Source organism: Consotaella aegiceratis (assembly GCF_036541425.1).
Classification (GTDB): Bacteria; Pseudomonadota; Alphaproteobacteria; order Rhizobiales; family Rhizobiaceae; genus Consotaella; species Consotaella aegiceratis.
Genome location: NZ_JAZHFT010000042.1, coordinates 1 through 26692 on the forward strand (window position 1 = coordinate 1; position 26692 = coordinate 26692).

16 protein-coding genes and 2 pseudogenes are annotated in these 26692 nt (G+C 64.9%); 4 read left to right on the forward strand and 14 right to left on the reverse strand.

The genetic code is table 11. The annotated features are described in order from the left end of the window. Together SMD10_RS20580 and ssuE are read left to right on the forward strand one after the other, a co-directional pair. Positions 1 to 192, forward strand: a 192-nt coding sequence (locus SMD10_RS20580; RefSeq protein WP_331687617.1) for a hypothetical protein, incomplete at its 5' end; no start/stop codon positions are given. A gap of 175 nt (positions 193 to 367) precedes the next feature. Then, complete coding sequence (gene ssuE / locus SMD10_RS20585) at positions 368 to 922, forward strand: NADPH-dependent FMN reductase (protein WP_331687618.1); 555 nt, start codon at positions 368 to 370, stop codon at positions 920 to 922. Positions 923 to 968: 46 nt separating this feature from the next. On the opposite strand, the gene SMD10_RS20590 is transcribed toward ssuE, so the two are convergent. The 11 genes from SMD10_RS20590 to SMD10_RS20640 all read right to left on the reverse strand — a co-directional run bounded on the left by SMD10_RS20590 (position 969) and on the right by SMD10_RS20640 (position 17099). Continuing rightward, positions 969 to 3266, reverse strand: coding sequence for a molybdopterin-dependent oxidoreductase (locus tag SMD10_RS20590; RefSeq protein WP_331687619.1), 2298 nt, complete (start codon positions 3264 to 3266; stop codon positions 969 to 971). A 51-nt stretch (positions 3267 to 3317) separates the two neighbouring features. Beyond that, entirely contained in the window at positions 3318 to 4307 is a 990-nt protein-coding gene (locus SMD10_RS20595) for a LysR substrate-binding domain-containing protein (RefSeq protein WP_331687620.1), read from the reverse strand. A gap of 20 nt (positions 4308 to 4327) precedes the next feature. Next, positions 4328 to 5398, reverse strand: a complete 1071-nt coding sequence (locus SMD10_RS20600) for an LLM class flavin-dependent oxidoreductase (protein ID WP_331687621.1) — start codon at positions 5396 to 5398, stop codon at positions 4328 to 4330. 58 nt (positions 5399 to 5456) lie between these two features. Continuing rightward, entirely contained in the window at positions 5457 to 6854 is a 1398-nt protein-coding gene (locus SMD10_RS20605) for an aminotransferase (protein ID WP_432757287.1), read from the reverse strand. Between the two features lie 3 nt (positions 6855 to 6857). Beyond that, positions 6858 to 8537 (reverse strand): ABC transporter ATP-binding protein, encoded by a 1680-nt coding sequence (locus SMD10_RS20610; protein WP_331687623.1) that lies wholly within the window; start codon positions 8535 to 8537, stop codon positions 6858 to 6860. Continuing rightward, positions 8534 to 9394 carry an ABC transporter permease gene (locus tag SMD10_RS20615; protein WP_331687640.1) on the reverse strand — a complete coding sequence of 287 codons (861 nt, stop codon included), beginning with the start codon at positions 9392 to 9394 and terminating at the stop codon, positions 8534 to 8536. Before SMD10_RS20615 ends, SMD10_RS20610 begins: the two co-directional genes overlap by 4 nt. Before the next feature lie 2 nt (positions 9395 to 9396). Then, positions 9397 to 10428: an ABC transporter permease gene (locus SMD10_RS20620; protein WP_331687624.1), complete on the reverse strand. Its 1032-nt coding sequence runs from the start codon at positions 10426 to 10428 to the stop codon at positions 9397 to 9399. A gap of 27 nt (positions 10429 to 10455) precedes the next feature. Continuing rightward, positions 10456 to 12084, reverse strand: coding sequence for an ABC transporter substrate-binding protein (locus SMD10_RS20625; protein ID WP_331687625.1), 1629 nt, complete (start codon positions 12082 to 12084; stop codon positions 10456 to 10458). A 28-nt stretch (positions 12085 to 12112) separates the two neighbouring features. Further along, positions 12113 to 13852: a hydantoinase B/oxoprolinase family protein gene (locus SMD10_RS20630; protein ID WP_331687626.1), complete on the reverse strand. Its 1740-nt coding sequence runs from the start codon at positions 13850 to 13852 to the stop codon at positions 12113 to 12115. Next, a complete protein-coding gene (locus SMD10_RS20635; protein ID WP_331687627.1) occupies positions 13839 to 15926 on the reverse strand; it encodes a hydantoinase/oxoprolinase family protein in 2088 nt (695 codons plus the stop codon). Before SMD10_RS20635 ends, SMD10_RS20630 begins: the two co-directional genes overlap by 14 nt. A gap of 69 nt (positions 15927 to 15995) precedes the next feature. Beyond that, positions 15996 to 17099: an LLM class flavin-dependent oxidoreductase gene (locus tag SMD10_RS20640; RefSeq protein ID WP_331687628.1), complete on the reverse strand. Its 1104-nt coding sequence runs from the start codon at positions 17097 to 17099 to the stop codon at positions 15996 to 15998. Between the two features lie 357 nt (positions 17100 to 17456). Here SMD10_RS20640 and SMD10_RS25680 point away from each other — a divergent pair. Together SMD10_RS25680 and SMD10_RS25630 are read left to right on the forward strand one after the other, a co-directional pair. Continuing rightward, a pseudogene (locus tag SMD10_RS25680) lies at positions 17457 to 17585 on the forward strand (hypothetical protein); the annotation flags it as partial. A 199-nt stretch (positions 17586 to 17784) separates the two neighbouring features. After that, a pseudogene (locus tag SMD10_RS25630) lies at positions 17785 to 17892 on the forward strand (NAD(P)-dependent oxidoreductase); the annotation flags it as partial. Between the two features lie 107 nt (positions 17893 to 17999). On the opposite strand, the gene SMD10_RS20650 reads toward SMD10_RS25630, so the two are convergent. The 3 genes from SMD10_RS20650 to SMD10_RS20660 form a co-directional block, all read right to left on the reverse strand. Next, entirely contained in the window at positions 18000 to 21320 is a 3321-nt protein-coding gene (locus SMD10_RS20650) for a glycosyl hydrolase (protein WP_331687630.1), read from the reverse strand. Between the two features lie 96 nt (positions 21321 to 21416). Further along, on the reverse strand, positions 21417 to 24440 hold the full coding sequence (gene lacZ, locus SMD10_RS20655; RefSeq protein ID WP_490338295.1) for a beta-galactosidase, LacZ type: 3024 nt from the start codon (positions 24438 to 24440) through the stop codon (positions 21417 to 21419). Between the two features lie 91 nt (positions 24441 to 24531). After that, positions 24532 to 26685, reverse strand: a complete 2154-nt coding sequence (locus SMD10_RS20660; protein WP_331687641.1) for a beta-galactosidase — start codon at positions 26683 to 26685, stop codon at positions 24532 to 24534. Between the last annotated feature and the right edge of the window lie 7 nt (positions 26686 to 26692).

Below are 26692 nucleotides of genomic sequence, written 5' to 3' on the forward strand. Positions count from 1 at the left end.
CCGACGTCGACCACGGTGTCGATCGACCTCCTCGTTGACAAGTTGATCCCGTGCTTCTGGCTTTTGCGGATCAAGCAAGAGCTACGATTGCTGGCCGAGTTCACTCGGCCGACGAGCGATCGATTATTGGAGCTCCGCCAAACTCGGCGCGGTTTTGATTGCCCAAGTTGCTTGCGAAGCGAACTATTTTGAGGATCTGGCGCAATCTGAATCGGCGGCCGACAAAGAGCTGATATCGCAGCGCGCGGGTCGTCAATGCCACATTAGCCTCGTTTAACGGCAGACGATCATTCGCCGTTTGTCGGGTCGCCTTGCGCTACGCAATATCGCGGTGGTCTTTCTCATCTTCGGTCAATCGAGGTACAGCATGCGTGTCGTAACGATCTCAGGGAGCCCTTCGGAGCGATCGCGCACGGCCCGGCTCGCCGAACACGTCAATGCCGAGCTGCGCGCCGAGGGGATCGCCGCCTCGCACATCCGTATAGCCGACCTCCCGCCCCAGGCGCTTCTGTCGGCCGATCTCGGCGAGCCCGCGTTGGCCCGCGCGGTGGAGACAGTGGCGTCCGCCGATGGCGTCGTCATCGTCACTCCGATCTTCAAGGCGTCGTTTTCCGGCCTTCTGAAGGTGTTTCTCGACGCGCTGCCGCAATACGCGCTGCGCGGCAAATCCGTCCTGCCACTGGCCACAGGCGGCACGCTCGCGCATGTCCTCGCCCTCGACTACGCCCTGCGGCCAGTGCTGCAGTCGATGGACGCCTATCACGTCGTGAAGTGTTATTTCCTGCTCGACACCTGGTTCGGCGGTCACGAGACGTTGCTCACCAACGACAGGGCCAATTTGGAACTGCCCGAGGTGATCGCGGTCTTCCGCCGCTCGCTCCAGCTGCTGACGGAACGGCAGCCCGCAGAGGCAGGCGGCTGAGCCTTGGCGAGTGCGGCCGGTTCGGGCCGCTCGCACCAAATGGTCGTTATTGACGCGACGACGACAGCGCTCGGATGGTTTCCGGGCGGGCAGGTCGAATCTCGACGAGGCAGCTGTTGGGCGCCGACCCTTGCGCCAGGCTCGACGTCGGGCGAATAGAGGTCAGCGTGTTCGGATTGCCGCCCAGATCCACGAGGGAGCCGTCCGGCAGGATGACGGGATCGAACCAGCTTCCCGTCGGCAGGACGACGAGATCCGGCTCCACCTCTCGGCTGGTCCGCAAGGCGACGAGGCAGCAGCCGCGGTCGTTGTAGATCTCGGCAAGCTGGCCGTCGACCAGACCGCGGCGCTCGGCTTCGCCCGGATTGACGAACGCCACCTCCCGGCCATCGACTTTCGCCTCGGTGCTCACCCTAGCGCATTCGAGCTGGCTGTGCAGCCTGTGGCCGGGCTGCGGCGACAGAAGATGAAGCTGGCCGGGGCCCACTGCGGCGCTTGCGAACGATTCTTCGGGCGACCGCCAAACTGGATGGCCCGGCATATCGGGATAGTTCATCGCGGCGATCGCGGTCGAGGCGAGTTCGACGCGGCCGCTCGGCGTGTCGAGCGGCCGCCCGGTCGGATCGGCGATGAAGTCGGCGAAGGGCACGAAGGGCGCGGGCGCGTCGCGATCCGGGTCGAGCGCTGCGTATCCTCGGTCCCAAAACGTTTCAAAGTCGAGCAGCTCCGGATACGTCTCGCGATAGCCTTCGTAGAGGCTCCGCAGCCACGCCGCCTCATCGCGACCGTCCAGAAACGCCGTCTCGAATCCGAATTCGCGCGCCAGCCGAGCAAAGATGTCGCGATCATTCATCACATCGGCCGGCGGCGGCATCACCTGCCGGCTCGCGACGATCCACGCGTCCTTCGAGGCAACCACCAGATCGTTGCGCTCGAACGGCAGGCTGGCGGGCAGAACGATGTCGGCATGACGCGCCGTAGCGGTCCACATCGATTCGTTGACGATCACCGTTTCCGGGCGCCGCCAGGCGTTTGCCAGGCGGTTCAGGTCCTGATGATGGTGGAACGGATTGCCGCCGGCCCAATAGACCAGACGGATGTCCGGCAGTGCTAGCTTGCAACCGTCGAAATCGAGCGTCTCGCCGGGTTGCTCTAACAGTTCGGTGAGGCGCGCCACCGGGATGAACGTCTTGACCGGATTCTCGCCCTGCGGCACCGCCGGCCCGCGCAACCGCCGCACCGGCTGGCCGATGGCGCTGGTTGCGGTGAGGCCGAACGCGAAACCACAGCCCGGCCGGCCGATCTGGCCGGTGATCGCCGCCAGGCAAACCATGGCCCAATAGGGCTGTTCGCCGTAGCGCGCACGCTGCAGTGACCAGGCAGCATTCAGCAGGGTGGGCTGGGTGGCGATCGTCCGGGCCAGGGCGCGGATCGTCTCGGCGGGAATCCCGCAAAGGGCCGCCGCCCAGTCCGCTGTCTTCGGCGTACCGTCCGTGTCGCCCATGACATAGGCGGCAAACGCCTCAAAGCCGACCGTATAGCGGTCGATGAAGCCGCGCTGCGCCAAGCCGCCGACGACGATCTCGTGTGCCATCGCCAGCATCAGGGCAACATCAGTGTTGGGGCGGATACGCACGAATTCGATGACCTGCGGCCCCGGCATGGTGGGCACGTCGGTGTGCGTCGGGCTGACCACGATGACGCGCGCGCCGCGCGCGACGATCCGCTCGAGCCATTGCCGGGAGCGATGGCGTCCAACGCCGCCGGCGCCGACCTGCGCATTGCTCAACCGGAACCCGCCAAAGCTTATGACGGCCTGCGCATGTTCGGCAATCAGATCGAAGCTGGGCCCGTCGGTCTCGCCCGCAGCCCGCCGGCCGATGATATGCGGCAGCAGCACCGTCGCAGCGCCATAGCTGTAGGTACCGACGGAAGAGACAAAGCCGCCGCAGAGATTCAGGAAGCGCTTGAGTTGGCTCTGCGCGTGATGCAGGCGGCCGGCGCTCGCCCAGCCGTAGGAGCCTGCGAAGATCGCCTCGTTGGTATGGTCGCGGCGCACCAGGTCGATCTCGCCGGCAACGAGGCACGCCGCCTCGTCCCAGCCTACGGAGACGAAGGTATCCCGGCCGCGATCCCGCCCGCGTCCGGCAAGGTCGTCGCGATGCTCGAGCCATCCTCGCCGCACCATCGGATGCAGGACACGGCTTTCGTGCCGAGCAAGGTCGAGGTAGCGTGCGCCGACCTCGGATGGCGACGGATCGAAGCGAAACGGAGCGAGCCTCGGCGCTCCGCCGGCCTCCGCCTCGACTTCGTAGGTGCCGAAATGGCTCCCGAACAGGTGCATCAGGCGGTCACCGACTGCATCGGAGGCCGGCGTCCCACCACTGCCGCCCCCTCATTCGGGCCGGCCTGGGACGGACGCCACGCGCCCATTGACGATCTCCGTCGACAAATAGGCTTCCCGCTGCAGCCATTCGCGCAGGCGGGCGATCGGCGGCTTTTCGCCGAGCGCCTCCGACGACAGTATGTAGAACCCCTCCTCGGCGCGCGCGGCGGTGTCGAAGAGCCGGATGAGCTTACCCGAACGCAGGTCGTTCTCGACGAGAAGCGACGAGGCCAAGGCGATCCCCTGCCCGCAAGCCGCCGCTTCAAGCATCAGCCCGACCTCGTTGAAATAAACGACCTCGGCGCTGGCCAAACCGGGCCCGGTGTCCATCGCCTCGAACCAGGTCGCCCACGGCACAGCGCTCTGAGCCTGCAAGAGCGGGACCTTGAGCAAGTCGAGCGGTTCGCGCACTCGCTCCAGATAGTCCGCGCTCGCCACCGGAAAGACCGTGTCGCCGGCGAGCCGTTCTGCGCGCATGCCCGGGAAGTTGCCCGAGCCCCAGCGGACGCCGATGTCCACGTCCTGCCGCTCGAAATCGAGAGGGTCCGAGGACGCCAGCAGCGAAACCTTAATGTGCTGGTTCTCCTCCATGAACCGCTTGAGCCGGGAAACCAGCCAACGCAGAGCCAACGCGGGAACAGCGTTGATGCAGAGAACGGAGGGCACGCCCGGGTCGTAGAGCCGCTCGCAGCTCGACGAAAGCATCGCCATCACCTCCTGCACCGTCGCGGCGAGCTGGCTGCCCTCGCGGGTCAACTCAACGCGACGGGTCAGCCGGCGGAACAGCCGCGTGTCCAGGAACTCCTCGAGCTGTCTGATCTGCTGGCTCACCGCCGACGGAGTCACGCAGAGTTCGTCGGCCGCGAGGCGGAAGCTGGCGTGCCGCGCCGCAGCGTCGAAGGTGCGAAACAGGTTGAGCGGCGGCAGACGCAGGCTGCGCCGTTCGTCTCGCGAGGCCTCGCGCGGCGCCGGTTGATTCAGCGTTCGGGTGTCGGGCAAGGGCAAGACATCCCTCATCGCTAGGCCGCGAGTTCGTCGACGGGGGCGACGTCGAGATAGTCGCCAAGCCGCGGCACGACCTCGGTGCCAAAGCGTTCGAGTGAGGCGAGCGTCTCGCTGCGTCCGATTCCGGCGGGACCCATCAGGCAGCAGAGGTGCGAGGGGCGCATCGCCGCCAATTCCTCCTTCAGTTTCTCGACGCAATACTCCGGAGGCCCGATCACCGCGGTCTCCAAGAAGTTGTCCAGCGGCGGCTCGTCATTGAGGGGAAGCAGCCTGACGAACGGTCCCTCCTTGTCGAGATAGCGCCCCTGCAGCGTCACCCAGGCGCGAGCGAAGTCGCGCACGCAGCGCGCCGCGTGGAGCGCGTCCTCCTTATCCTCCGTCACGTAGATGAAGCGCTGCACCGCCAGCGGCATCTCCTTCGGCTCGGCTCCGGCGTCCCGCCAATAGCCGGCGATAAGCCGCTGAGCGGCGAGCGCCGGAGCAAGACCGCGATGGCCGAAGCCGATGAACGGCGTCGCGCCGCTGCGCGCGCATCGGGCGATCACCTCGGGCCGCCGGGTTGCGACGTAGACCGGCGGCATGGTCAGCCCGAACGGGCGCATCGGCAGCTCGCTTGCGGTGATCCGATAATGTTCGCCCTGGTATTCGACGCGGCCCGTCGTCATGCCCTGTTCGAGGATGTCCCAGATCTCCAACATCCGTTCGATCTTCGTGTCTTCTTCGATGCCGAAGCGCTCGAACTCGTAGGGCTGGTAGCCCGTGCCCAGACCCAGAACGAGTCGGCCTCCGGTCAGGAGATCGGCGAAGGCGACCTCCTGGACGAGGCGGATCGGATTGTGGAACGGCAGTGCCAGAACCGCGGTCCCGAGCCGGATGCGGCTGGTCATTGCCGCGCTGTGCGAGACCATCAGCAGCGAGGACGGACAGATCGAATGGTTCGTGAAGTGATGCTCGGCGAACCAGGCGATGTCGAAACCGAAATCCTCCGCCATCGTCACCATGTCGACGGTCGTCTTCAACACGGACGTCGGCGATGTGTTGTGGTCGTAGAGCCCCATCAGGTTGAACAGACCCAGTGTCGTCATGGCCCCGGCCTCCTGCGTTTGCGATCCGGATGGGTCGAGCGTGCGGGCAGCGTTCGGTTCATTGCGCCGCCACAGCTTCGACCTCATGCTGCACCGCGTCAAGCGAGCGCCGGAACAGCGCGACCATCTCCTCGATGCCGGCTTCATCGATGATCAGCGGCGGCGTGAAGGCAATGCGGTCTCCGATCGAGCGCACCAGCAGACCGTTGCGTAGACACGCCTCCTGGACGCGCAGGCCGATCTTGAAGTCGGAGGCGAAGGGCGTGCGGCTCGCCGCGTCGGCCATCAGCTCGACGCCCGCGAAAAGACCGACCCCGCGCACGTCGCCCACCATCGGATGGGCCCGCAATGCGCCGAGACGATCCAGAAAGACAGGCGAAATGGCCCGCACGCGGTCGACCATGCAGTCGTCTTCGTAGATCTCGAGCGTCGCCAGCGCCACGGCGCAGGCGACCGGATGGGCGGCAAAGGTGAACCCATGAGCGAAATTGCCGAGCTTGGCGCTCTCGGCGACCATCGCATCGTAGATCTTTTGGGTGAGCAGCAGCGCCGAGATCGGCTGATAGGAGGCCGACAGCGCCTTACCGCAGGAGATCATGTCCGGCTGCAGGCCGTAGGTTTGGCTGCCCCACATATTGCCGGTACGGCCGAAGCCACAGATCACCTCGTCGGCGACGAACAGGATGTCGTACTTCTTCAGGATCGGCTGGATCAGCTCGAAGTAGCGCGCCGGGGGCGTGATCGCGCCGCCGCCGCCCTGCACCGGCTCGGCGAAGAAGGCGGCGATCGTCTCCGGACCCTCGTCGAGGATCAGGCGCTCCAGATTGGCGGCCATACGGGCCGAGAACGCCTCCTCGCTCTCCCCATCCTCGTGCAGCCGATAGTAGTGCGGATTGTCGGCGTGCCGGAAGATCGGCAGCGGCAGGTCGTAGTCGCGGTGCATCGGCGGCAATCCCGTCAGGCTCGCCGTGGCGATGGTGGAGCCGTGATAGCCCCGGTCCCGGCCGATGATTTTCTTCTTTTCCGGCTTACCGATCGCGTTGTGATAGTACCAGGCGAGCTTGATGGCGGTGTCGTTGGCTTCCGAGCCCGAACACTGGAACATCACCTTGGTGAAGGGGTCGGCGCCGTCCGATCGCGGGGCGATGGACAGCAGCTTTTCGGCCAGGTCGACGCTCGGCATGTGACCGCGGCCATGGAAGACATGGTAGAATGGCAATGCCTGCATCTGCTCGTAGGCGACTTTGGCCAGCCGCTTTTCGCTGAAGCCGAGCGAGGCAGACCACATGCCCGCCATCGCTTCGAGATAGCGCTTGCCGTCCTCATCGAAGACGTAGATGCCGTCGCCGTGCGTCATCAGGATGCCGCCGTCGCGGTCGAAGTCGTGCAGGTTCGTCTGCTGGTGGACGACGAAGGCCCGGTCGCGGGCGCGCGGCGAATTCGGCTGCATGAGCATCTCCTATTGAGCGACAGAAGCGATGGGCGAAGTACAAGCCGTGTGCTCGTCCGCGGCTGCAACCCGGCGATCGAGATGCGGCACGGCGTCGACGAGCTGCCGCGTATACGGATCACGCGCCGCCTCGAAGATGTCGCGGCTCGACGCCTGCTCGACGATCTTGCCGGCGCGCAGCACGATGGTGCGGTCGCACATCATCTTCACGACGTTGAGGTCGTGGCTGATGAACAGGTAGCTGAGGCCCAATTCGCGCTTCAGCCGCTCCAGAAGATGCAAAATGATCGCCTGGACAGAGACGTCGAGCGCAGTCGTCGGTTCGTCGAGAACGAGAAGGCTCGGCGACACCGAGATCGCCCGGGCGATGCCGACGCGCGCCTTCTGGCCGCCCGATAGCTGATGCGGCTTACGGTCCAGAAGCTCCTGCGGCAGATTCACCTGCCGTGCGAGTTCCTCGACGCGAGCGCGCAGCGCCCTGCCGCGCAGCTTTTGCAGGCGGCGCAGCGGATCGGCGATGGCGGCAAAGGCAGAAAATCGCGGATTGATGCTGTCGGTCGGGTCTTGGAACACGAGTTGGATGTCGCGGCGCATCGGCGAACGATGGAAGTCGCGCTCGGCGATGCCGCCGATGTCCTCACCCTTGAACAGAATGGTGCCGCCGCTCGGATCGGCGAGGCGGCAGACCAGCCGGGAAATCGTGCTCTTGCCCGAGCCGGATTCGCCGACAAGGCCGAGGCTTTCACCCGCTTCCATGGTGAAGGAGACGCCGTCGACCGCCGTCGCCCCATCAAACTGCTTGCTCAGGCTCTGCACGTCGAGCAGCAGGCCATCGCCGGGGCGACGCACCGGGGCCGGCCGGGCGGGAAGCGCCTCCGGCCTGAGATCGTCGACCTCGCTCTCGCGGGTCGGCGTGGCCGCCACCAACGCGCGCGTATAGGCCTGCCGGGGAGCTCTGAAAATCTCAAGGGCGGGTGCCGCCTCGACGATCTCACCTTGCCGCATGACCGCGACGCGGTCGGCGTATTGGGCGGCCAGCGCGAGATCGTGGGTGATCAGCAGCATGCCCATGCCTCGCCCCTGGATCAGATCGCGCAGCAGCGCCATCACGGCGGTCTGGGTCGTCGTGTCAAGCCCCGTGGTGGGTTCGTCGGCGATCAGCAGCTTGGGTTCGCAGGCGATCGCCATGGCGATCATCGCGCGCTGGCACATGCCGCCCGAGAGCTGATGCGGATAAGTGTCGATCGACCGTTCCGGCTCGCGAAACCGCACGGCCGCCAGAAGTTCGATCGCCCGGCGCCTGGCCTCGGCTCGCGACAGACCGCGATGCGCCCGAATCGGATCGGCGATCTGGCGCCCGATCGGCCGCACCGGGTTGAGCGCCGCGCGCGGGTTCTGAAAGATCATCGCCATGGCGGTGCCGCGCAGTGCGCGCAGCTCCCTGCGGCCGGCGCCGATCAGCTCGTGGCCGGTCAAGCTGATTCGCCCGCCGCCGATCCTCGCGTTCGGCGCCAGAAGGCCCATCGCGGCCATTGCCGCCGTGGTCTTGCCCGAGCCGCTCTCGCCGACCAACGCCAGTGTTTCGCCGGGCATGATCGACAACGATGCGCCGCGCACCGTCGGCACCAAGCCGTGCTCGGTGACGAAATCGACCTGAAGGTCGCGCATGTCGAGGACGGGGTCGATCATCGCCGCCTCCGCGGATCGAGGATGTCGCGCAAGCCGTCGCCCAACAGATTGAAGCATAGAACCGCGGCCATCAGCACTAGACCAGGATAGGCGACAAGCCACCACTTGCCGGTGGCGATGAAGCGAGCGCCTTCGGCCACCATGATGCCCCACTCTGCGGTCGGCGCCTGGACGCCGAGGCCAAGGAAGGACAGTCCCGCCGCGTTGAGGATCGCCCAGCCGAGGTTGAGCGAGATCTGGACCATCATCACCGGCAGGACATTGGGCAGCAGAAAGGCCAGGACGATCCGCGCGTGGCCGTTGCCGGCGAGCCGGGCGGCCTCGACCCATCCGGCGCCGCGCCGGGCGTTCACTTCGGCGCGGGACAGCCGGATGTAGAAGGGCAGGTTGATGATGGCCGTGGCATAGATGATGTTGGCGACGCCGTTGCCGAGAGCCGCGACCAGAGCCATTGCCAGGACGAACAACGGAAATGCCATCAGCACATCGACGATCCGGCCAATGATCTTGTCCGGGAGGCCGCCGGCATAGCCGGAAAATGCGCCGACGACCGCCCCGACGACGAAGGAGAGCGAGACGGCGGTGACGGCGATCGCCAAGTCGAGCCGCGTGGCCGCAACGAGCCGGGAGAAGACATCGCGGCCGATCTGATCGGTGCCGGCCCAATGCGCCGCGCTTGGCGGCTGCAAGGCGGCGCTCGCGTTCGAAGCGATTGGGTCATAGGGGACGAGCCAGGGCGCGAAGACGGCGACGAAGACGAAGACGATCGTGCCGCTGGCGGCCGCCAGCGTCAGCGGGTTCAATCTGCGCCAGCGAAGGCGTGGTCTCGCGCTGCGCTCCAGAACCGCCTGATCCATGCTCATGCCAGGGAAACCCGGGGATCAACGATGGGGTAGAGCAGGTCGATCAAGAGGTTCACCAGAACGTAGATCGTTCCCATCAGGAGGACGAAGCCTTGAACGGCGGCGAAGTCGCCGGCCATCAGCGCATTGATTGAATAAGTTGCCACCCCCGGCCAGGCGAAGACCTTCTCCACCAGGACGCTCGAGCCGAGCATCGCCGAGAAGATGGTGCCCGCGATCGTCAGCACCGGAAGGAGCGCGTTGCGCAGGCCATAGGCGAGGATGATCTTGGCCGGAGAAAGTCCGACGGACTCGGCCGCCCTGACATAGTCGCTCTGCATCACCGACAGCATCGCGGCGCGGGTGATGCGCGACAACGGCGCGATGACGAAGAGGGCAAGCGTGGCGACCGGTAACACTAGCTGAGACAGGGCGGCCCAGAAGGCCTGGAGATCTCCCGCCAAGAGAGAGTCAATCAACAGAAATCCGGTGACGCGATCAGGCGGGATGATGAAGATGTCGATCCGGCCCGTCGGGTCGGGAGCCCAGCCGAGCAGATAGTAAAAGACGTAGACGAGGAGCAGACCGGCCACGAAGGTGGGAATCGCCACGCCGATCGTGCCGAGGAAGCGGACGGCATGATCGAGCAGCGAATCTGGCCGCAGCGCCGCCAGGATGCCGAGCGGCAGCGCCACTACGAGCGCTACGAACAGCGCCGCGAATGTCAGCTCCAGCGAGGCTGGCAGTCGCTCGCGCAGGTCCTGTACAACCGGCTGGCCTGTCGTCGTCGACCGCCCGAGATCGCCATGGGCGAGATTCCACAGATACAGACCGAATTGCTCCGGTATCGGCCGGTCGAGGCCCAGCTGGTGGCGGATCACTGCGATCTCCTCGGGCCCCGCGGACGGCGAGGAGGCAAGCAGGCTCGCCGGATCACCGGGCAAAACGCGCATCAGCACGAAGGTAACGGCGAGAACGCCGAACAGGGCGGGGACGGCGGAGGCGAGGCGCCTCAGCAGATTGCCGAACAGATGTCGATTCACGGCCATTGCGACGCTCCGCTCGCACGCCTTGCCCTATTTCGGCTCCAGATCGCGCAGGTCGACGTAATAGTGATACCAGGTCGTGAAGCCGGTGAGGTCTTTCGACATAACGACGTCCTGCGTCGGCTGCCAGAGCATGGCCATCGGCACCTCCTCGGCGGCAAGGCCGATCACCTTCTTGGCGATAGCGTCGTACTTGGCCTGATCGGCCTCGTAACGCGCCTTGGGCAGCATCTCGTTGACCTCTTCGTTGTTCCAGCTCGAGAAGTTCCAGCGGGAGTCGCCGCTCATGAAGATGCGCGCGAAATATTCCGCCGAGGGGAACATGGCGTAGGAGCGCTCGATCAGCATCGGGATCGTCTTGTTGGTCTCCGCCTCTGCCATCTGCGGATCGGGCATCTTGTTGATCTTGACGGTGATGCCGATCTTGGCCAGCGCTTCCTGGACCAGCGCGGCGGCCGGATCGGCGAAGGTGGCGCGCGACACGCTGTAGGACAAGGTCGTCTCGAAACCGTCGGGATAACCCGCCTCGGCGAGCTTCTTCTTGGCGGCGTCCACGTCGGTGTGGAGCGGCAGTGGCTGAGGATAGCCCGAGTTCTGCGGCTCGTCCGTCCACGACGCACCATAGAGCTTGCCGCCCAGGCCCGAGACGGCCGTCTGGAACATCGCGTCGTAAGGCAAGGCGAGGGAGACGGCCTGGCGAACCTTTTCGTTGTCGAACGGCGCCATCTGAGTGTTGAAGATCACGGCGACGAAGGCAGTGGGCATGGGCTCAGAGAGCACCTGGACACCGTCCGCCTTTCGCAGCGCCACCATGTCCTCGGGCAAGAGATCGGTGGTGATGTCGGCATCGCCGCGCTCGATCAGATTGGCGCGGGTCGAGGCTTCGGGCACAGTCTGCACGATGGCCTGCCGAAACGCCGGCAGGTCGCCGCCCTTCCAGTTGTCGTTGCGCTTGAGCACGACCTGCTGGCCAGGCGCATAGCGATCCACGATGAAGGCGCCGCTCGCCGCCGTGTGGCTCTGCAACCACTCGACGCCCCATGGATCATCCGGTCCGGCCTCCGCCTTGACGAGCTTGCTGTTGTACATGGGGGCGTAAAGCGAGGCGAGGTTGGGCAGAGCCAGGCGATCGGCCTTGTCCAGCGTGACCTCGACCGTGTGCTCGTCGATCACCTTGAACTGATCGGGGCTGACGAGCGAGCCCGTCTTGAGCTGTGCCTTCGACATGGTATCGGCGGTCACAGCACGGTCGAGAGACCATTTGACGTCGTCGGCCGTCACCGGCGAGCCGTCCTGCCAGGTCGCATTGGGCCGCAGGTGAAAGGTGATTGTCAGCCCATCCTCGCTGACGTCGAAGCTCTTGGCCAGTTCGCCGTGCAACTTGTCGAAGACGAAGACATAGGAGCCGTCGTCGCGCGGCTTGCGATCGAAGGCGATCAGCCGATCATAGACTCCCGTGCTGAGCTGCACCGATTGCGGGGTGGCCCCGAGCATCATCGGATCGAGCGTATTGATCGCGCCGCCGGTGACGTAGCGCACGGTCTCCTCGCGGGATTGGGCGGCCACGAATTGCGACGATACCGTCGCGGCGGTGCAGGCGAGGAAGGATAGAAGGGTGAGACGTCGTGTCAGGCGAACCATGGACTTCAGATTCCTCATGAATCGTCTTGAAGGGATGTGAGGGTTATCACTCGGCGACTTGGTGCCGCGTCTCGTTCTTGCTCCAGTCCTCCCCGTAGTCGCGCGCCGCCGCCGCCGGCGTCACGTATCCGGCCTCGATGTCGCGCCGGATGAGCGCCCGGTCGCGCTCGCCCGCGGCGCCATAGCCGCCGGCGCCGGCGACGTAAAAGTGCAAGATCGATTCGGCCGGAGCGATGAAGGCGCCTTTGCCACGCACCGGCTGCATCGTGCCGTCCGGCAATTCGAGCTGGATCTTGCCCGTGGCGCCGGGCTGGCCGCCGTCGAGCCCGAACGGCGGCGTCATCGTGCGGTCGGCGCAGGTGGCGCAGTGGACGTCGCGCTTCAGCACCCGCCAGAGCCGCTTCACGCCTAGGCCGCCGCGCCACTTGCCGGCGCCGCCGGAGTCAGGCACCAGGGCGTATTCCTCGACCCGCAGGGGAAAGCTCATTTCGAGGATTTCGACCGGCGTGTTCATCATGTTGCCGATCGGAGTCGAGACGGCGTTCATTCCGTCCATGGTCGGCCGGGCGCCGAACCCGCCTTTTGTCACCTCGTAACTGATGAAGGTCTCGTCGGTGCGGTAGTCGCTGCCGCCGAACACGACGACACCGCCCGTCCCGTGCGAGCCGGCCGGCACATTGCCCGGTGCCAGCTTAAACATGGCAGCGAAGATCATGTCGCCGATGCGCACCGACATCTCGTGGTTGGCGTAGGTGACCGCCGCCGGTTCCTGGGCGTTGACCACGCAACCCTTGGGCGCCAGCACCTCGACCGGGCGCCAGGCGCCCGAATTCGGCGGAATCAGGCTGTTGGGATCGAGGATCATCTTGAGTGCCGCGTAGACGCCCGATCGCGTTACGGTGAGCGGCGAGTTCATCGGTCCCGAAACCCGGCCGTCGGAGCCGTCGAAATCGATGACGATATGATCGCCCGTCTTGGTGATCGACACCTTGACGCGGAACTGCGCGTCCTCGATCTCGCCCGGCTCGAGGATGCCGTCGCCGTCGATCGTATCCTCCAGGATCGAGGTTCCGTCGGCAATGTTGCGCAGGGCGGCGCGCATCATCGTCTCGGAATAGTCGAGAATGCGGTCCATGATCGCGAGCAGCTGGTCGGCGCCGTACTTGTCGGCGAGGCCCTGCATGCGCGTTACCGCGCGCCGGTTCGCCGCCACCTGCGCCCGCAGGTCTCCGACGCGCTCCGACGGCGCGCGGACATTGGCGAAGATCAGCGCCTCGACGTTGGGATCCGGCTCGCCGTTCGCGTAGATCCGCACGGGCGGCATGCGCAGGCCTTCGCCGTAGATCTCGTTCACTGCGCCGTAGCTGCCGGGCGTGGCGCTGCCGATGTCCGGCCAATGGGCGCGCACGCAGCCATAGCCGAGCAGTGTGTCTCCGAAGAAGGCCGGCATGACGACGTTCACGTCCGGCAGATGCGAGCCGCCGTGATAGGGGTCGTTGTGGATGTAGACGTCGCCGGCGGCCGGCTGCGGAAAGGCGGCGACGACGCTGCGCACGGCGTCGGGCATCGAGCCCAGATGCACCGGCAGATCGGGTCCTTGCGCCACCATGTTGCCCTTGGCGTCGAAGATGCCGCAGGAATAGTCCCCTGCCGACTTCAGAAGCGGCGAATAGGCGGTCTTGGCGAGGACGATCTTCATCTCCTCGGCGGCGGCGAGCAGCGCGTTCTTGACGATCTCGAAGCGGGCGGCGTCGACACCCAGATCGGCGCTTTCAAGCGTCGGCATGTCTGCGCTCCTCGGCGATGAGAAATCCGTTCGCGTCGACCTTGGCGGTCCAGCCGGGCGGCACCACGATCGTCGATTCGAGCGATTCGATGACGGCCGGGCCGCTGACCGCGCTGTCCGGCGACAGGCCGTCGCGCCACAGGATCGGCGTGGCGACGAAACCGGTCTCAGCAAACCAGACCAGGCGCTCGCCGGCCCGTGCGGCCTCGGGCCGCGTCGGCTGCGCCAGGGTCAGCGGCGGCAGCTTGCCGAGCGCGGTCAGCCGCACATTGACGAGCTGGATCGGTTCGCGGTCGTTGGCATGACCGTAGGTCTGCTCGTGCTTGGCATGGAAGGCCTGGGCAAGCGCCCGGAGCGTCGCCGGCGTGATCGGCCCGTCTTCCATCGGCACGGTCAGCTCGTAGGCCTGGCGGCGATAGCGCACGTCGGCGAAGCGCTGCAGCACCCGCCGTTCGCGCGGCACCCGCGCCGCCTGGAGCATCGCCGTCCCCTCTTCCTCCATGGCCGCCATCATCGCGATGAGACGGTCAAGGTCGAGCGTTGCCAGATCGGCATAGAGGGTGCGCGAATAGTCGCGCTTCAGGTCGGTGGCCACCAGACCCAGCGCCGAAAAGGCGCCCGGCGCCGGCGGAATGACCACACGCGGAATCCGCAGCTCGGAGGCGAGAGCCATGGCATGGATCGGGCCAGCGCCGCCGAACGCCATCATCATGAACTCCTGCGGATCGTGGCCGCGCTCCACCGACACGATGTTGAGCGCTTCCCCCATATTGGCGTTCACCACCTCGATGATGCGCGCCGCCGCCTCGGCCGCCGTCAGGCCCAGCGGGTTGGCGACGTGCTCGACGATCGCGGCCTCGGCGCCGCCGCGGTCGATCGGCAAAGCGCCATCGAGCAGCGAGACCGGATTGAGATAGCCGAGGACGACGTTCGCGTCGGTGACGGTCGGCCGCGTGCCGCCCTTGCCGTAGGCGACGGGGCCGGGCAGCGCGCCGGCGCTGTGCGGTCCCACCTTCAGGGCGCCGCCCGGATCGACCCAGGCGATGGAGCCGCCGCCCGAGCTGACCTCGGCGAGATCGATGACGGGCACACGGATCGGGTGACCCGTGCCGGCGATGAAGCGGCTCGCATGGGCCGCGCCGCCGACCTCGTAATCGGCGGTCACGACGATCTCGCCGTCGACGATGACGCTCGCCTTGGCAGTGGTGCCGCCCATGTCGAAGGAGATGATGCGGTCCTCGCCGAGTTGCTCGCCGACGAGGGCGGCGGCAATCACCCCGGCGGCCGGCCCGGATTCCACGGCCTGCGCCGGCATGCGCAGGCACTCCTTGATATCGACGACCCCGCCGGAACTGCCCATCACGTGCAGCTCCGGCAGGCCGATCGAGGTCACCGCCTCACGCAGGCGCTGCAGATAGCTTTCGAGCAGAGGACCGACATAGGCGCAGACCGCCGTCGTCGAGGCGCGTTCGAACTCGCGGATTTCCGGCAAGACGTCGCACGACAGGAACACGTCGATGCCGGGCAGCCCGGCGCGCAGAAGTTCGCCGAGGCGCCGCTCGTGCCCGTCGTTGAGGAAAGAAAACAGCAGCGACACCGCCACGGTTTCGACGCCGCTGGCGCGCAGCGCGTCGATCAAGGGGCCGACCTCGCTCTCGTCCAGCGGCGTAACGACCTCGCCCTGCGCATCGATGCGCTCGGTGATTTCGTAGCGGTGCTGGCGCGGCACCAGCACCGGCGGCGGGTCCTGGAACAGGTCGTAGAGGTCGACGCGCATCGAGCGCCGCAGTTCGAGCAGATCGCGAAAGCCCTTGGTGCCGACGAACGCGGTCTTCGCGCCCTTGCCCTCGAGCAGCGCGTTGGTGACGATGGTCGTCGCATGCGACAGCAGGGCGACATCCTCGGGTGCGACGTCCGCCGTGTCGAGCCCCGCCTTCAATCCGCCCAGCACCCCTTCGGCGAAATCGAGCGGCGTCGTGGGCACCTTGGCAACGCCGATGCGGCCGGTCCCCTCCTCGACAATCGCAACGTCCGTGAAAGTTCCGCCGATATCAACACCGATGCGCCAGCTCATCGAAGCGCGTTCTCCTGTCGTCCGTTGCTGTGCGCCGGCACATTGCCGGCGCGGCTGCCGCTCCGCCTGCTACGCATAGGCAGCCACGCCGGCCGGCTTGGCAAGCGGTGCCCGACGGCCGATTTCGGCGAGCGGGCCGACCTCGCGCTCGATTAGCGGCATGACCTCCGCCGCAAAGCGCTCCAGCGAGCGCCGTGCCCGCTCGATCGGCATGTCGCCAAACTGGAAGAAGCAGTTGTAGTGGATGGGATCGAGCAGCCGGATGTCCTCGACGATCCGCTGCGCCACCCGGTGAGGGTCACCAATCACGAAATTGTCGCGGAAGGTTTCCAGCGGCACTTCTTCGGGCAGCGGCACTGGCTTCAGCCGGGGTCCGTCCAGGTCGAGGATCGAGGCGCGCAGCGCATAGACCATGCGCGCATAGGAGCGGCCGCGCTCGGCCGCCTCCATCGCCTCGTCGGCGCTATCGGTGACGCAGATATATTGTTGCATGGCGACGGGCATGGCGGCGGGATCGAGCCCAGAGTCGGTCCACACTTTGATCGCATGATCGCGCGATGCAGCCAACGCGCCTGGCTTGCCGCCCCAGGCACCCGACACGAACGGCACCGCGCCGAGCGGCCCCATCCGCGCCAGGATGCCCGGATGCAACGAGGTCAGGAACAGCGGCAGCCGGTCCTGGACCGGCCGCATGGCACAGGCAGTCTCGGGCACCGTAAAGTGGTGGCCCGAATATTCGACGCGGCCCTCGCTGAGCATCTGTTCGACGACGTCCCAATATTCCAGGAACACTTCGTTCTTGGCGGCGATGTCGATGCCGAAGCGATCGAACTCGTAGCGCTGGTAGCCGCTGCCGAGACCCAGCGCCGCGCGGCCACCCGTCTGCTGGTCGAGCAGAGCGATTTCCTGGGCCACGCGCAACGGATTGTGCAGCGGCAGCACGACCACTGCCGGCCCGAGCTTGATGCGCTTCGTGGTTCCCGCCAGGAACGAGGCCATCATCAGCGGCGAGACGCTCAGCGAGTAGTTCGTGAAATGGTGCTCGGCGAACCACGCCGTATCGAACCCGGCTTCCTCGGCCAGATGGACCATCGTGCGCGTATCATCGATGACGCCGGGAATGCCGCGCGGATTGTCGCGAAACGTCATGAGGTTGAAGAGGCCGAACTTCATGAGTGCCTGCTGTCTTGGTGCGTTGCATCTGCGGCGAGCCATGGCCGCTGCTGACCCTGATAGTTCGTGCCTTCTGCCGGTGTCACAAGGGATAATTTCTTGCAGGCACCCAACACGCTCTAATGAGTGGCCAACAACTAAGTGCTGCTAATCTAATCATGCCACATAAATGTGCAAATCAGCTTTGGAAGGATGGCAACGCTGCCCTGCTCAAGCCTGTCATCGGGGCAGAACATCGCACGAACCGAAGTCGTTCGCGGACCGAAACGGCGATTAGTCCAACGCCGTCCTTGCCGCGGCCTTCTTCGGGCCGTCCTATGACGCATCGAACTGGGACGAGATCGGGGTCCCGGGTACATGCAGTTGCAAGGTTTCGACGGCAACCAGTACGTCAATGGCCAGTACCCGTTGGAGGGTAGCGTTCCCGAAGCCAATGCTGACGGCTCCTACCTGATCGAATTCGAGCTGGGGGAAGCGCTCCGGGGCAAGCGGGTGGCCCTCACCTTCGAAGGTGTCGAGACGGCGTTCTATGTCTGGCTGAACGGCGGTCGATATCGTCACCCTGAACTGCCCGCTGATCATGCAGATCCCGAACATGAACAACGCACCCGCATTGGCGAGGATAACGCACCCGCATTGGCGAGGATGAAGCCGACGGCGATCCTCGTGAACTCGGCACGGCGGAATCGTAGCAGAACGCGACTTGGTCGAGGCGCTGCGAGCCGGCCCGATCGCCGGGGCTGCTGTCGACCTGTTCGAGGACGAGCCGAGCGGCGCCGAACATCCGCTGCTCACGCTGCCCCAAGAATTTCCTCGCCACTATGAGGCGTTTCTGTCGCTCGACTCTCGCGATTGCCGACGAGCAAGCCCGTCGCTGAACCTGCCGAGACGGGATGTTCGTTATTCGTGTGTCTCCAAAATTCTCACAGGACCCAACAGGCCTGATGGTTCCAGGTCATCGCCAGCCGAGAGCCGCGTGTGCGGATCGAACGCCACCGGTGTTCCGTCGTCTTCGCGCAAGTCACCGATGATTCGATTGCGCCAACCATTGGCGACTTCGACGCGCAGATCGTTGCGGCCACCCTTGAGCAGGTTCGTTACGTCGATCCGATAGGGCGGCCGCCAAGCGATCCCGGCACTTTCGCCGTTCACAAAGACTTCGGCGATGTCGTGTACCTCCCCGAGGTCGATCAGGGTCCTGTCGCCTGGCGTGGTCGGGGGCGCGGTGAAGCTTTGCGAATAGCTGGAAACGCCTGAATAGTAGCGTATTCCCGGTGCCGTCTGTTCGGTCAGCGAATCCAATGCAGGCAGCGCGATGCTCTCGGGGGCGCCGCGGTCTTTCTGGAAAGCCACGGTCCAGGCATCCGAAATATGGGCGACGACCCGGATTTCGGGAACCGGCGCCTGATAGGCCGCCTCGCCCTGGCCATGCATGACGACGAAGATGGAATCCATCGGGCCGAAGTCGATCGGGACGATCGTACGCCCGCCCTCGACGCGATAGCTCGCGGCGCGCTGCTTGCCAGTCACGGGATCCCAGAACGCGACTGAACTGCCCGCCGCGCGAAAGCTCATGTCAAGCTTGGTCTCCGAGTTCCTCTGATTGACCAGATAATAGATGTCGGAATCGGCCGTGCGGCGGTGCGTGGCACCGACAGCCGCGTCCGGCACCGCCTTCGTCGACATCCAATCCCGGGCGATGCCTGCAATCTCGAGAGTTTCGTTGATGGTTCGTCCGCTGATCACCCAGCCCTCGCCATAGGCCCGGATGCCGGGCCGGCCGTCGCCCCACAGCTCCGTTGCCAGGCGCTGAAACGCGTCGGCATCGTCGCCGAGACTCGGTGTGCCGAGCGGCTTGTCGCCTGAAAGGACGATGCCCGCCTTCACGAATTCGGAAAGCTTCTTGAGCACATCGAGCGTCATCCACTGCGACCGCTCGCCGAGTTGCAGGACTTTGTAGCTGGTGCCCGAGAGGGAAACCAATCGGCCGTTCTCGACCGACAGTGCGTGCGTGATGGCATGCGCGTTGACAAAGTCGAAGCCTACCCCTTCCGGAGCGTCGGTCATCTGCCGGTAGCGCCCCCAGATCGCCGTCAAAGGCGCTTCTTCGCCGTAGAAATAGGCGACATCGGCGACGTAGCGGCCCCGCTGCATCATGGACGAGGCTCGAGCGAGGTAGTCGATCCAAGGTTTCGCCATCCCCGCCCACGTCTCATTGCGGGTGAAGAAGTGACCGATCCCGCCCAGCGACAGACCGGGGCCTTCGTCGCCCGGCTGATGAACCGAGGTGTGGATGACGAATTGATTGATACCGTTCAACAAGCACATGTCGGCTATCCGCTTGAGATCGCGCGGCAGGGAACTTCTCTGGGCGAAGGTGAACGCCTCGACCGCTGCGATCGGCCGGTCGTAGATATGAGCCACCGACGATGCGCCCTTCACGTCGATCTGATAGGTCGCCCATCCGTCTTCCCCCGGAGCGAAAGGCCGTGCGGAGCCCATCGGCACATCGGCGTTCATGCGCATTTCCATGTCGTCGCCGAAAAATCCGCGGCGATCCTCCTGCCCTTCCATGTAGGTCTTCAGGCCCCGTTGGTGAGCGACGCGCGCGATCGTACCGTAGTGATTGTCGCGCAGCAGTTCTTCGAGCGTCCGTCGCCAATCCCACAGGAACCGGTCGCTCGCCTGGGGGCTGTCGACCACCACGCCTGTCAACGCGGGAAGATACCGGTGTGGATCGTAGCCGCGATAGTCTTCGAAGCGCTTGAGCAGGCCTTCAGTCCAGGTCTGGTAGCCGGCCTCGTAACTGTCGCTCAGCAGGTAACGCAAGCCCGACTTCTCGCCGGCCACATCCCGGAATTTGTCCAGGTATGTGTTGACGTATTTTTCGACATGCGCAGCGTTGAGTTTGTCGACTTCGAGCCCGGTGGCAGCTTCCGTCGCCGGGGTGTTTTGCCGCCCCGTCAAGCCATAACCGAAGCGCACGATCACCCATCGGCCTTCAGGCGCCGTCCAGTTGAGCCTGCCCGTCTTGCGATCGAAGCGATCGGTGAGATCGACGACGTCCTGCCTGGCGATGGCAGGCCCGACCGTATCGGGCGTCGGGATGTCGTAGAAATCGTTGATTTGGCCGAAGCCCGCCTTCAGCTCGAAAAAGTTGACGGTCGGACGCGTACGCAGGACCAGCTCGCGAAGCGAAATGTCGAGCTCGTCCCCGAGCAGCGGCTTGGACTGGGTCTTGACCTGCGGCTCGAGAAAGATGCGAAACACGAGCCCATTGGTTGCGGGAAACGCGATGGTCCGCTGGACGTCGCCGTAGAATGAGCGGGCGACAGGCGCGAAGGATTCGCCGTCGAGGCTTGCTTCGATCCGCACGACCGGGCCGGTATCGAGATCACGCCAGCCACCGAACTCTCCACCGGCAGCAATTGTCAGTCCGGTTGCCGTGATCGGTTTGCGGAACCGAAGCTCGACCCAGGTCGGCTCCTTTTCGGCGCGGCGCAGGACGACGCCGTTTTCAACGTCGCCGTCCGTGAGCATCCCGACGTCCAGACCTGCGCCATTGCTGCCCGACCCGGCCTGAACCGTGGCGTTTGTACTGATTTGCGGAACGAGTTCGCGTTCCGACTGCGCCGTCTCCGATACAGGATAGGCGAAGACGGTTTCGTCTCGATAAAATGAACCATAGCGCTTGGCCGAGTCTTCGACGACATCCTGGAAGCTGCCGATCGCGTCGGGGGGCCGGGGCAACTCCATGTCGACGGTCCGACCGCCATCGACCCTGGTCTCGCTCCAGACGAATTTCTTCATGGCCTCCTGTGGTTCCACCCAGGGACCGCCGGTCTGCGACCATCCTGGAGAGGTCGGAATGGCGACGTCCATGCCGCGCTCGGAGGCCTTGTCCAGAGCAAATTGGAAATCCGTCTTCCATTCGGGCGACATGTAGACGACCGGCTTGTCGACGATGGTGGGCAGACCATAGGAGCCGTCGAAGACCGTGACCCCGCCAATCCCGACACTCCCAAGCCAGGCAAGGTCTTTGCTGATCCCCTCGCGCGAGACGTTGCCGTCCATCCAGTGCCACCAGACCTTGGGCTGGGCTTGATGGGACGGAGATGTGAACGCCTCGGTGAGCGGCGTCTGGGCCTGTGCGGCAAAACACGGTCCAAGGGCCAAGGATACGAGGAACGCCGATAGGGTCGGTTTGTAAGACTTTGGCATGAAAGAACCTCCTCATCGATGTTACCGGGCCCTTCCCGGGCCTCTTTTGCTGTTTTGGGAATGCCAGTTCCGGGGCTTCCAAACCGGCGCGAAACCTCAGCGTCCCGCAGGCTCCAGCGTGAAACGCAGGGTCTGCGGCTCCGCCGGAGAGATCAGGAATTGGTCGTGCACCGGCGCACCCATGGAATCGTCGCCGCCGACGCCCATCTGCTTGGCGAGGATCCGCACGACTGTCTTGTGAGCCGGCGGCAGGTGCTCTGCGTGCGATGCGGATTGCAGCTCGAACGGATCGCAGGGCAGGACGCTCATCTCGAAGGGCTTGCCCTCACTGGCGAATCTCAGCCCCTGCCCATCAGCCCCGAAGACTTCCACCCAGCGCACACCCGTCCGACTGCCGCATTCCTGCGGCACCAGATAGGGGCTGAGATTGTCCGCCACCGCACTCTCCCAGATGCCCAGTCGCGCTCCGCGACAGCGGTCCGCATAGTTCTCCTCTGGGCCCAGGCCGTAGAACCGGAAGTGATCGAGGCTGGGATCGAGCAGGAACTGCAGCCCGAACAGAGGCATGTCCGGCAAGCCGTCGGCCCCTGGCCAATGCGCCTCCACATGGATTCGACCGTCGCGGCCCATGCGATAGCCCACCGTTGGAGTGACACCGACGCCTCCCAGCGCAAAGCGATAGAACGCTGTCGGCTCGCCGTCCTGCACGTCGAGCGTCGTTTCGACGGCTTGCTGATAGAGCGACGCGGTGTGCCATGGCGCCAGGCGGAGGCCATGATGATTGCCGCGATCATTGTCGGTCACCGCCCGCCAGAAGGTGAGCCGAGGCGGGCGGAGGCAAAGCTCCCGCCCACCGATCGTCAAGGATACGAGGCCGCTCTGTTTGCGTGAAAAGAGCGCCGAAAGGCCCAAGCGTGACGCGCCGAGATTGAAGAGGCCCGGGACCACCTTCAGGGGCTGGTTGCGAGGTGCCGCAGCCTCGCCCGCCAGCGACCAGACATGCTCGCCGTACGCCACCTCGTGACCGGCTTCGGCCCAAAGGGTGTCGTCCTTGAGGTGCAGCGAGCACTGCAGCGCGTATTCGCCCGGCGTGTCGAGATCGGGCAGATCCAGCGGCACGCACACGTCCTCGCCGGGTGCGACCGAAATCGCCGCGCCGGTGGAAAAGATCTCGGCGCCGTCTTTCAGAAGCCGCGAGCGCAGGAACCAGGCGTCGGTCGAGACGAACAGGTTCTTGTTGTGCACCATCACGCCGCTCGGGTCGGGCGCCAGGGCGACCGTCTGGTAGAGCGCCTTGACCTCCTGCGCCTTTGGCGACGGCGTCCGCCATGCCGTAACGATGCCGTTGCCGCAGAATTCGTAGTCCGTCGGGCGATCGTCGAAATCGCCGCCGTAAGCGAGCCGATCCAAGCCGTCGGCTCCGGTCACGGCGATAGCCTGGTCGATATAGTCCCAGACGAAACCGCCCTGGTACAACGGGTACTTGTCGACTAGGTCGGTCACGAGGTGCATGCCGCCGCAGGAATTGCCCATGGCGTGCATGTACTCGCACAGGATGAGCGGCTTTTCCGGATTTGCCTGAAGATAAGCCTCCACCTCCTGCGGCTTGGCGTACATCCGGCTTTCCATGTCGCTGGTGCCGTCGAACCGACGATCGTTGAAGACGCCTTCGTAGTGGACGAGGCGCGATGGATCGCGCGCACGGAAGAATTCCGACATTTCGAAGAGAATCTGTCCGCCGAAGCTCTCGTTGCCGCAGGACCAGATCAGGATCGAGGGGTGGTTCTTGTCACGCTCCAGCATCGAACGGGCGCGATCGATCACCGCGTCGCGCCACTCCGGCCGGTTGTCGGGAACCGCCCGTTCGGGGACGAGCGCCCCCGGCCTGCGCCAGGAGCCATGGGATTCGACGTTGGCCTCGTCGATGACATAGATGCCGTATTCGTCGCAGAGCCGGTACCATTCGCTTTGGTTCGGATAGTGGCTGGTCCTCACCGCATTGATGTTGTTCCGCTTCATGAAGCGGATATCCCACAGCATGTCCTGGAGGGTGACCGCCCGCCCGCGCCGGGCGTTGAATTCGTGCCGGTTGACGCCGTTGAAGACGATGCGCTTGCCGTTCAAGCACATCACCTTGTCCTTCATCTCGAACCGCCGGAAGCCCACCTTCTGCGGCACCGCTTCAATCACTGCGCCGTCGGCGTCGGTGAGGATCAGCATCAGCTCGTAGAGATGCGGCGCCTCAGCGCTCCAGAGCAGTGGCGAACCGATCGGATAGGCGAGCTCCATTTCCGCCTTTGCCGGCACGGGCGGGACGCGGAGCGCGGTCCCGCCTTCGGGATCGCGAAGCTCGACGGCGAGCCACGCACCGTCGAGCGCGAGATCGAGCTTCAGCCGCAGTCGCAAGCTCGCGTCATTCAGATCTTCGGCGAGATCCGTAGTGGCAAACACATCGCGCAGATGGGCAGCCGGCTGCCCTTCCAGATAAACGTCGCGGAAGATGCCGGTCAGGCGCCAGAAATCCTGATCCTCGATCCAGCTGGCCGACGAGCGCTGATAGACCTCGACCGCCAGCAGGTTCTTGCCGTCAACGAGGGCATCCGTCACGTCGAAATGCGCCGGCGTGAAACTGTCCTCGCTGTAGCCGACAAGCTGGCCGTTCAGCCAGACATAGAACGCCGTCTCGACGCCTTCGAATGTGAGGATCACCCTCTTGCCTCGAAGCGCTTCCTCCAGCTCGAATTCGGTCAGGTAGGAGCCGACAGCATTGGCTTCGGGAACGCTCGGAGGGTCGAGGTCCTCAAGACCGTCCCACGGATATTGAACATTGACGTATTGGTTGCGGCCGAAACCTTGCAACTGCATGTACCCCGGCACCTCGATCTCGTCCCAGTGTGACGCGTCATAGGACGGCTCGAAGAAGTCAACGGGGCGCTCCGCCGGTCGCTGCGAATAGCTGAACGCCCATCGGCCGTTGAGGCTTTGCCGTAGCGGGCTTGGCCATCCCGAACGGGCGTCTTCGACAGTTGGAAACGGCACATGGTCCGAATGTGCGTCCAGTCGACCGACCGCGAAAACCCTCGGGTCAGCTAGCCAGGACAGAGAGGGCTTTCGGTGCATCGTGATGTCTTTCCGATGGACTCCAGCTGAAACCGATTGCTGACGATTGGTCTCTCCGTCGGGCCGTCACCTCGCCGGCTCCCGAAGGACCTCATGCTCCGAGCGGTTCGCGAAGCCGCAGAACCGCGCATCCATAGGGATCGAGCGTCACTGTTCCGTCGAGAGCCCGCCCATCGAGAACGAGCGGCTCAGCGGCGGGCACGCCGTTGACCAGGACTGACGCAGCCTGCGTGTTGGTCAGAAAAAGCAGTTGGCGATCATCGCATTGGCGCATTGCGATCTCGACGCCGCGTGGCAGGTCCGCGAGAAGGGGCTTGGCGCCCGCCATCGACAGGATCGATCGCCACAAGGGCTCGACGAGTACATCGGTGAGATAGGTGGCCACGTAGATCGCCTGGCCGGCCCCCACCTTGCGACATGTGACGGCCGGCTCGCCACTCAGAAAGCGGCTCGACCACGAGGCCAGCGTTTCGACGTCGTCCTGCAGCCGCAGCCGCTCGTAGAAATGAGCAGCCTCGATCTCGCTTCCGTCGATCGTCAAGGTTGGACGTCGAGAGGCCGATTCGGCGGCAAATTTGGGACGCACAGCGTTGAGGCTGCCGCGGTGGGACAGAGGGAAAAGCCCGTCCGCATCGATGGGCGCGAGCCGTCCGATCTCCTCGACGGTAATGCCGCAGAGCCGGGACAGCGACGATCCCGGCGCCGTCTCGCGGATCACATGGTTGTTGTGGTCTCGGGTCCCCGTTCGAGCGCCAAATACCGCCGTTCCACCGGCCCTGACGAAGGCTTCCACTTTCTCGGACCAAGCCTCGTCCCATATGACCCAATGCGGGACGTACAGAACTTTCAGCGGCGCCAAGTCATCCTCGGGATGCACGAAACCGCAGGCGATGCCTTTTTCATAGCAGTGGCGGTAGAGAATGCTGGCGTCGTCCAGCGGGCTCGGAAGTCCCATGGGAAACGCGCTGTGCGCCTCCTGATTGTCGAAGTCGCCGCCGGCAATCGCGACATCCATGCGGACGTGGGTGCCGAGCACTTCATCTTCGATCGATGCGATATCGGAGGTGAACCGTGCCAGTTCGTCGTAGCGGCGACGCGGTACGTCATCGTGATCGAGGATCCCCATCCAGTAGATTTCGGCGCCGAAATGGGCGGGTCGCCAGCGGAAGAACAGGATGCCGTCGGCACCTCGCGCGACCGAGCTGAATGCCATCCGCCGCATTTCGCCCGGCTCGGGCGTCAGCGTGGAAAACGACGGCTGTGCGCCAAACCCCGATTGCTGTTCGGGGACGATGAAATTGCCCGCAAATCCTCTGAAGAGATCGAGCGACAGCGCCTGCGCGACCGCGGCCCCTCCGAGACGCTGCGTTTCATCGTAGAGGAATGGATAGACGTCATAGCCGAGGAAATCGAGATCTTTGGAAAAGTCGCCGCGAAAATCGATGTCGTCCAGGCGTCCCAGATTGTGAAAGATGAACCAGTCCGGATTGGTCGAGCGCAGAATCGCGACCTGTTCGCTTTGAAAGCGAGCGGTCGCGAAGGCCAGGAAGCGATGGTAGTCCTGAACGTGTCCCGGGCCGGGCGATACCGGGGCCCCGGACACCGGAAGGACGATCTGGTCGAAGGCCTGGAAGGCCGTCGCCCAGAAATTTCCGCCCCACGCAGCGTTGAGCGCATCGATCGTTTTGTAGCGGTCCTCGAGATATCTCTGAAAATCCCGCCTCGTCGCTTCGGAGTAGGATCTCGACGCGGAAGTATTGAGTTCGTTGTCGGTCTGCCAGCCGATGACGTGCGGATTATGCGCGTAGTGTTTGGCCATGGCACCGGTGATCCGGCGACTATGCTCCCGCAAAACCGGACTGGCGGTATCGCCATGTTGGCGAGACCCATGCGAGGCACTGCGGCCATTCTCGTCGACCCGCAGAACCTCCGGGTAGCGCGCCGTCAGCCAGCGCGGCGGCGTCGCGGTCGGCGTGCAAAGGATGGTATCGATTCCGTATCCTGCGAGCGAAGCGATCGCGTCGTCGAACAGCGAGAAATCCAGGCATCCCTCGCGCGGCTCGAACATATGCCACGCGAACTCGCCCATGCGCACCACCCGCACGCCTGCTTTCGCCATGCGCTCGGCATCGCGCTCCCAACAGGAGCGATCGACATGCTCTGGATAATGCGCCACGCCGAGCAGAAAGCGAGACAGATTGACGGGCCGCCAAACGGACGGCGGGTGTGAAGGCAGTTTTTTCATCATTGGC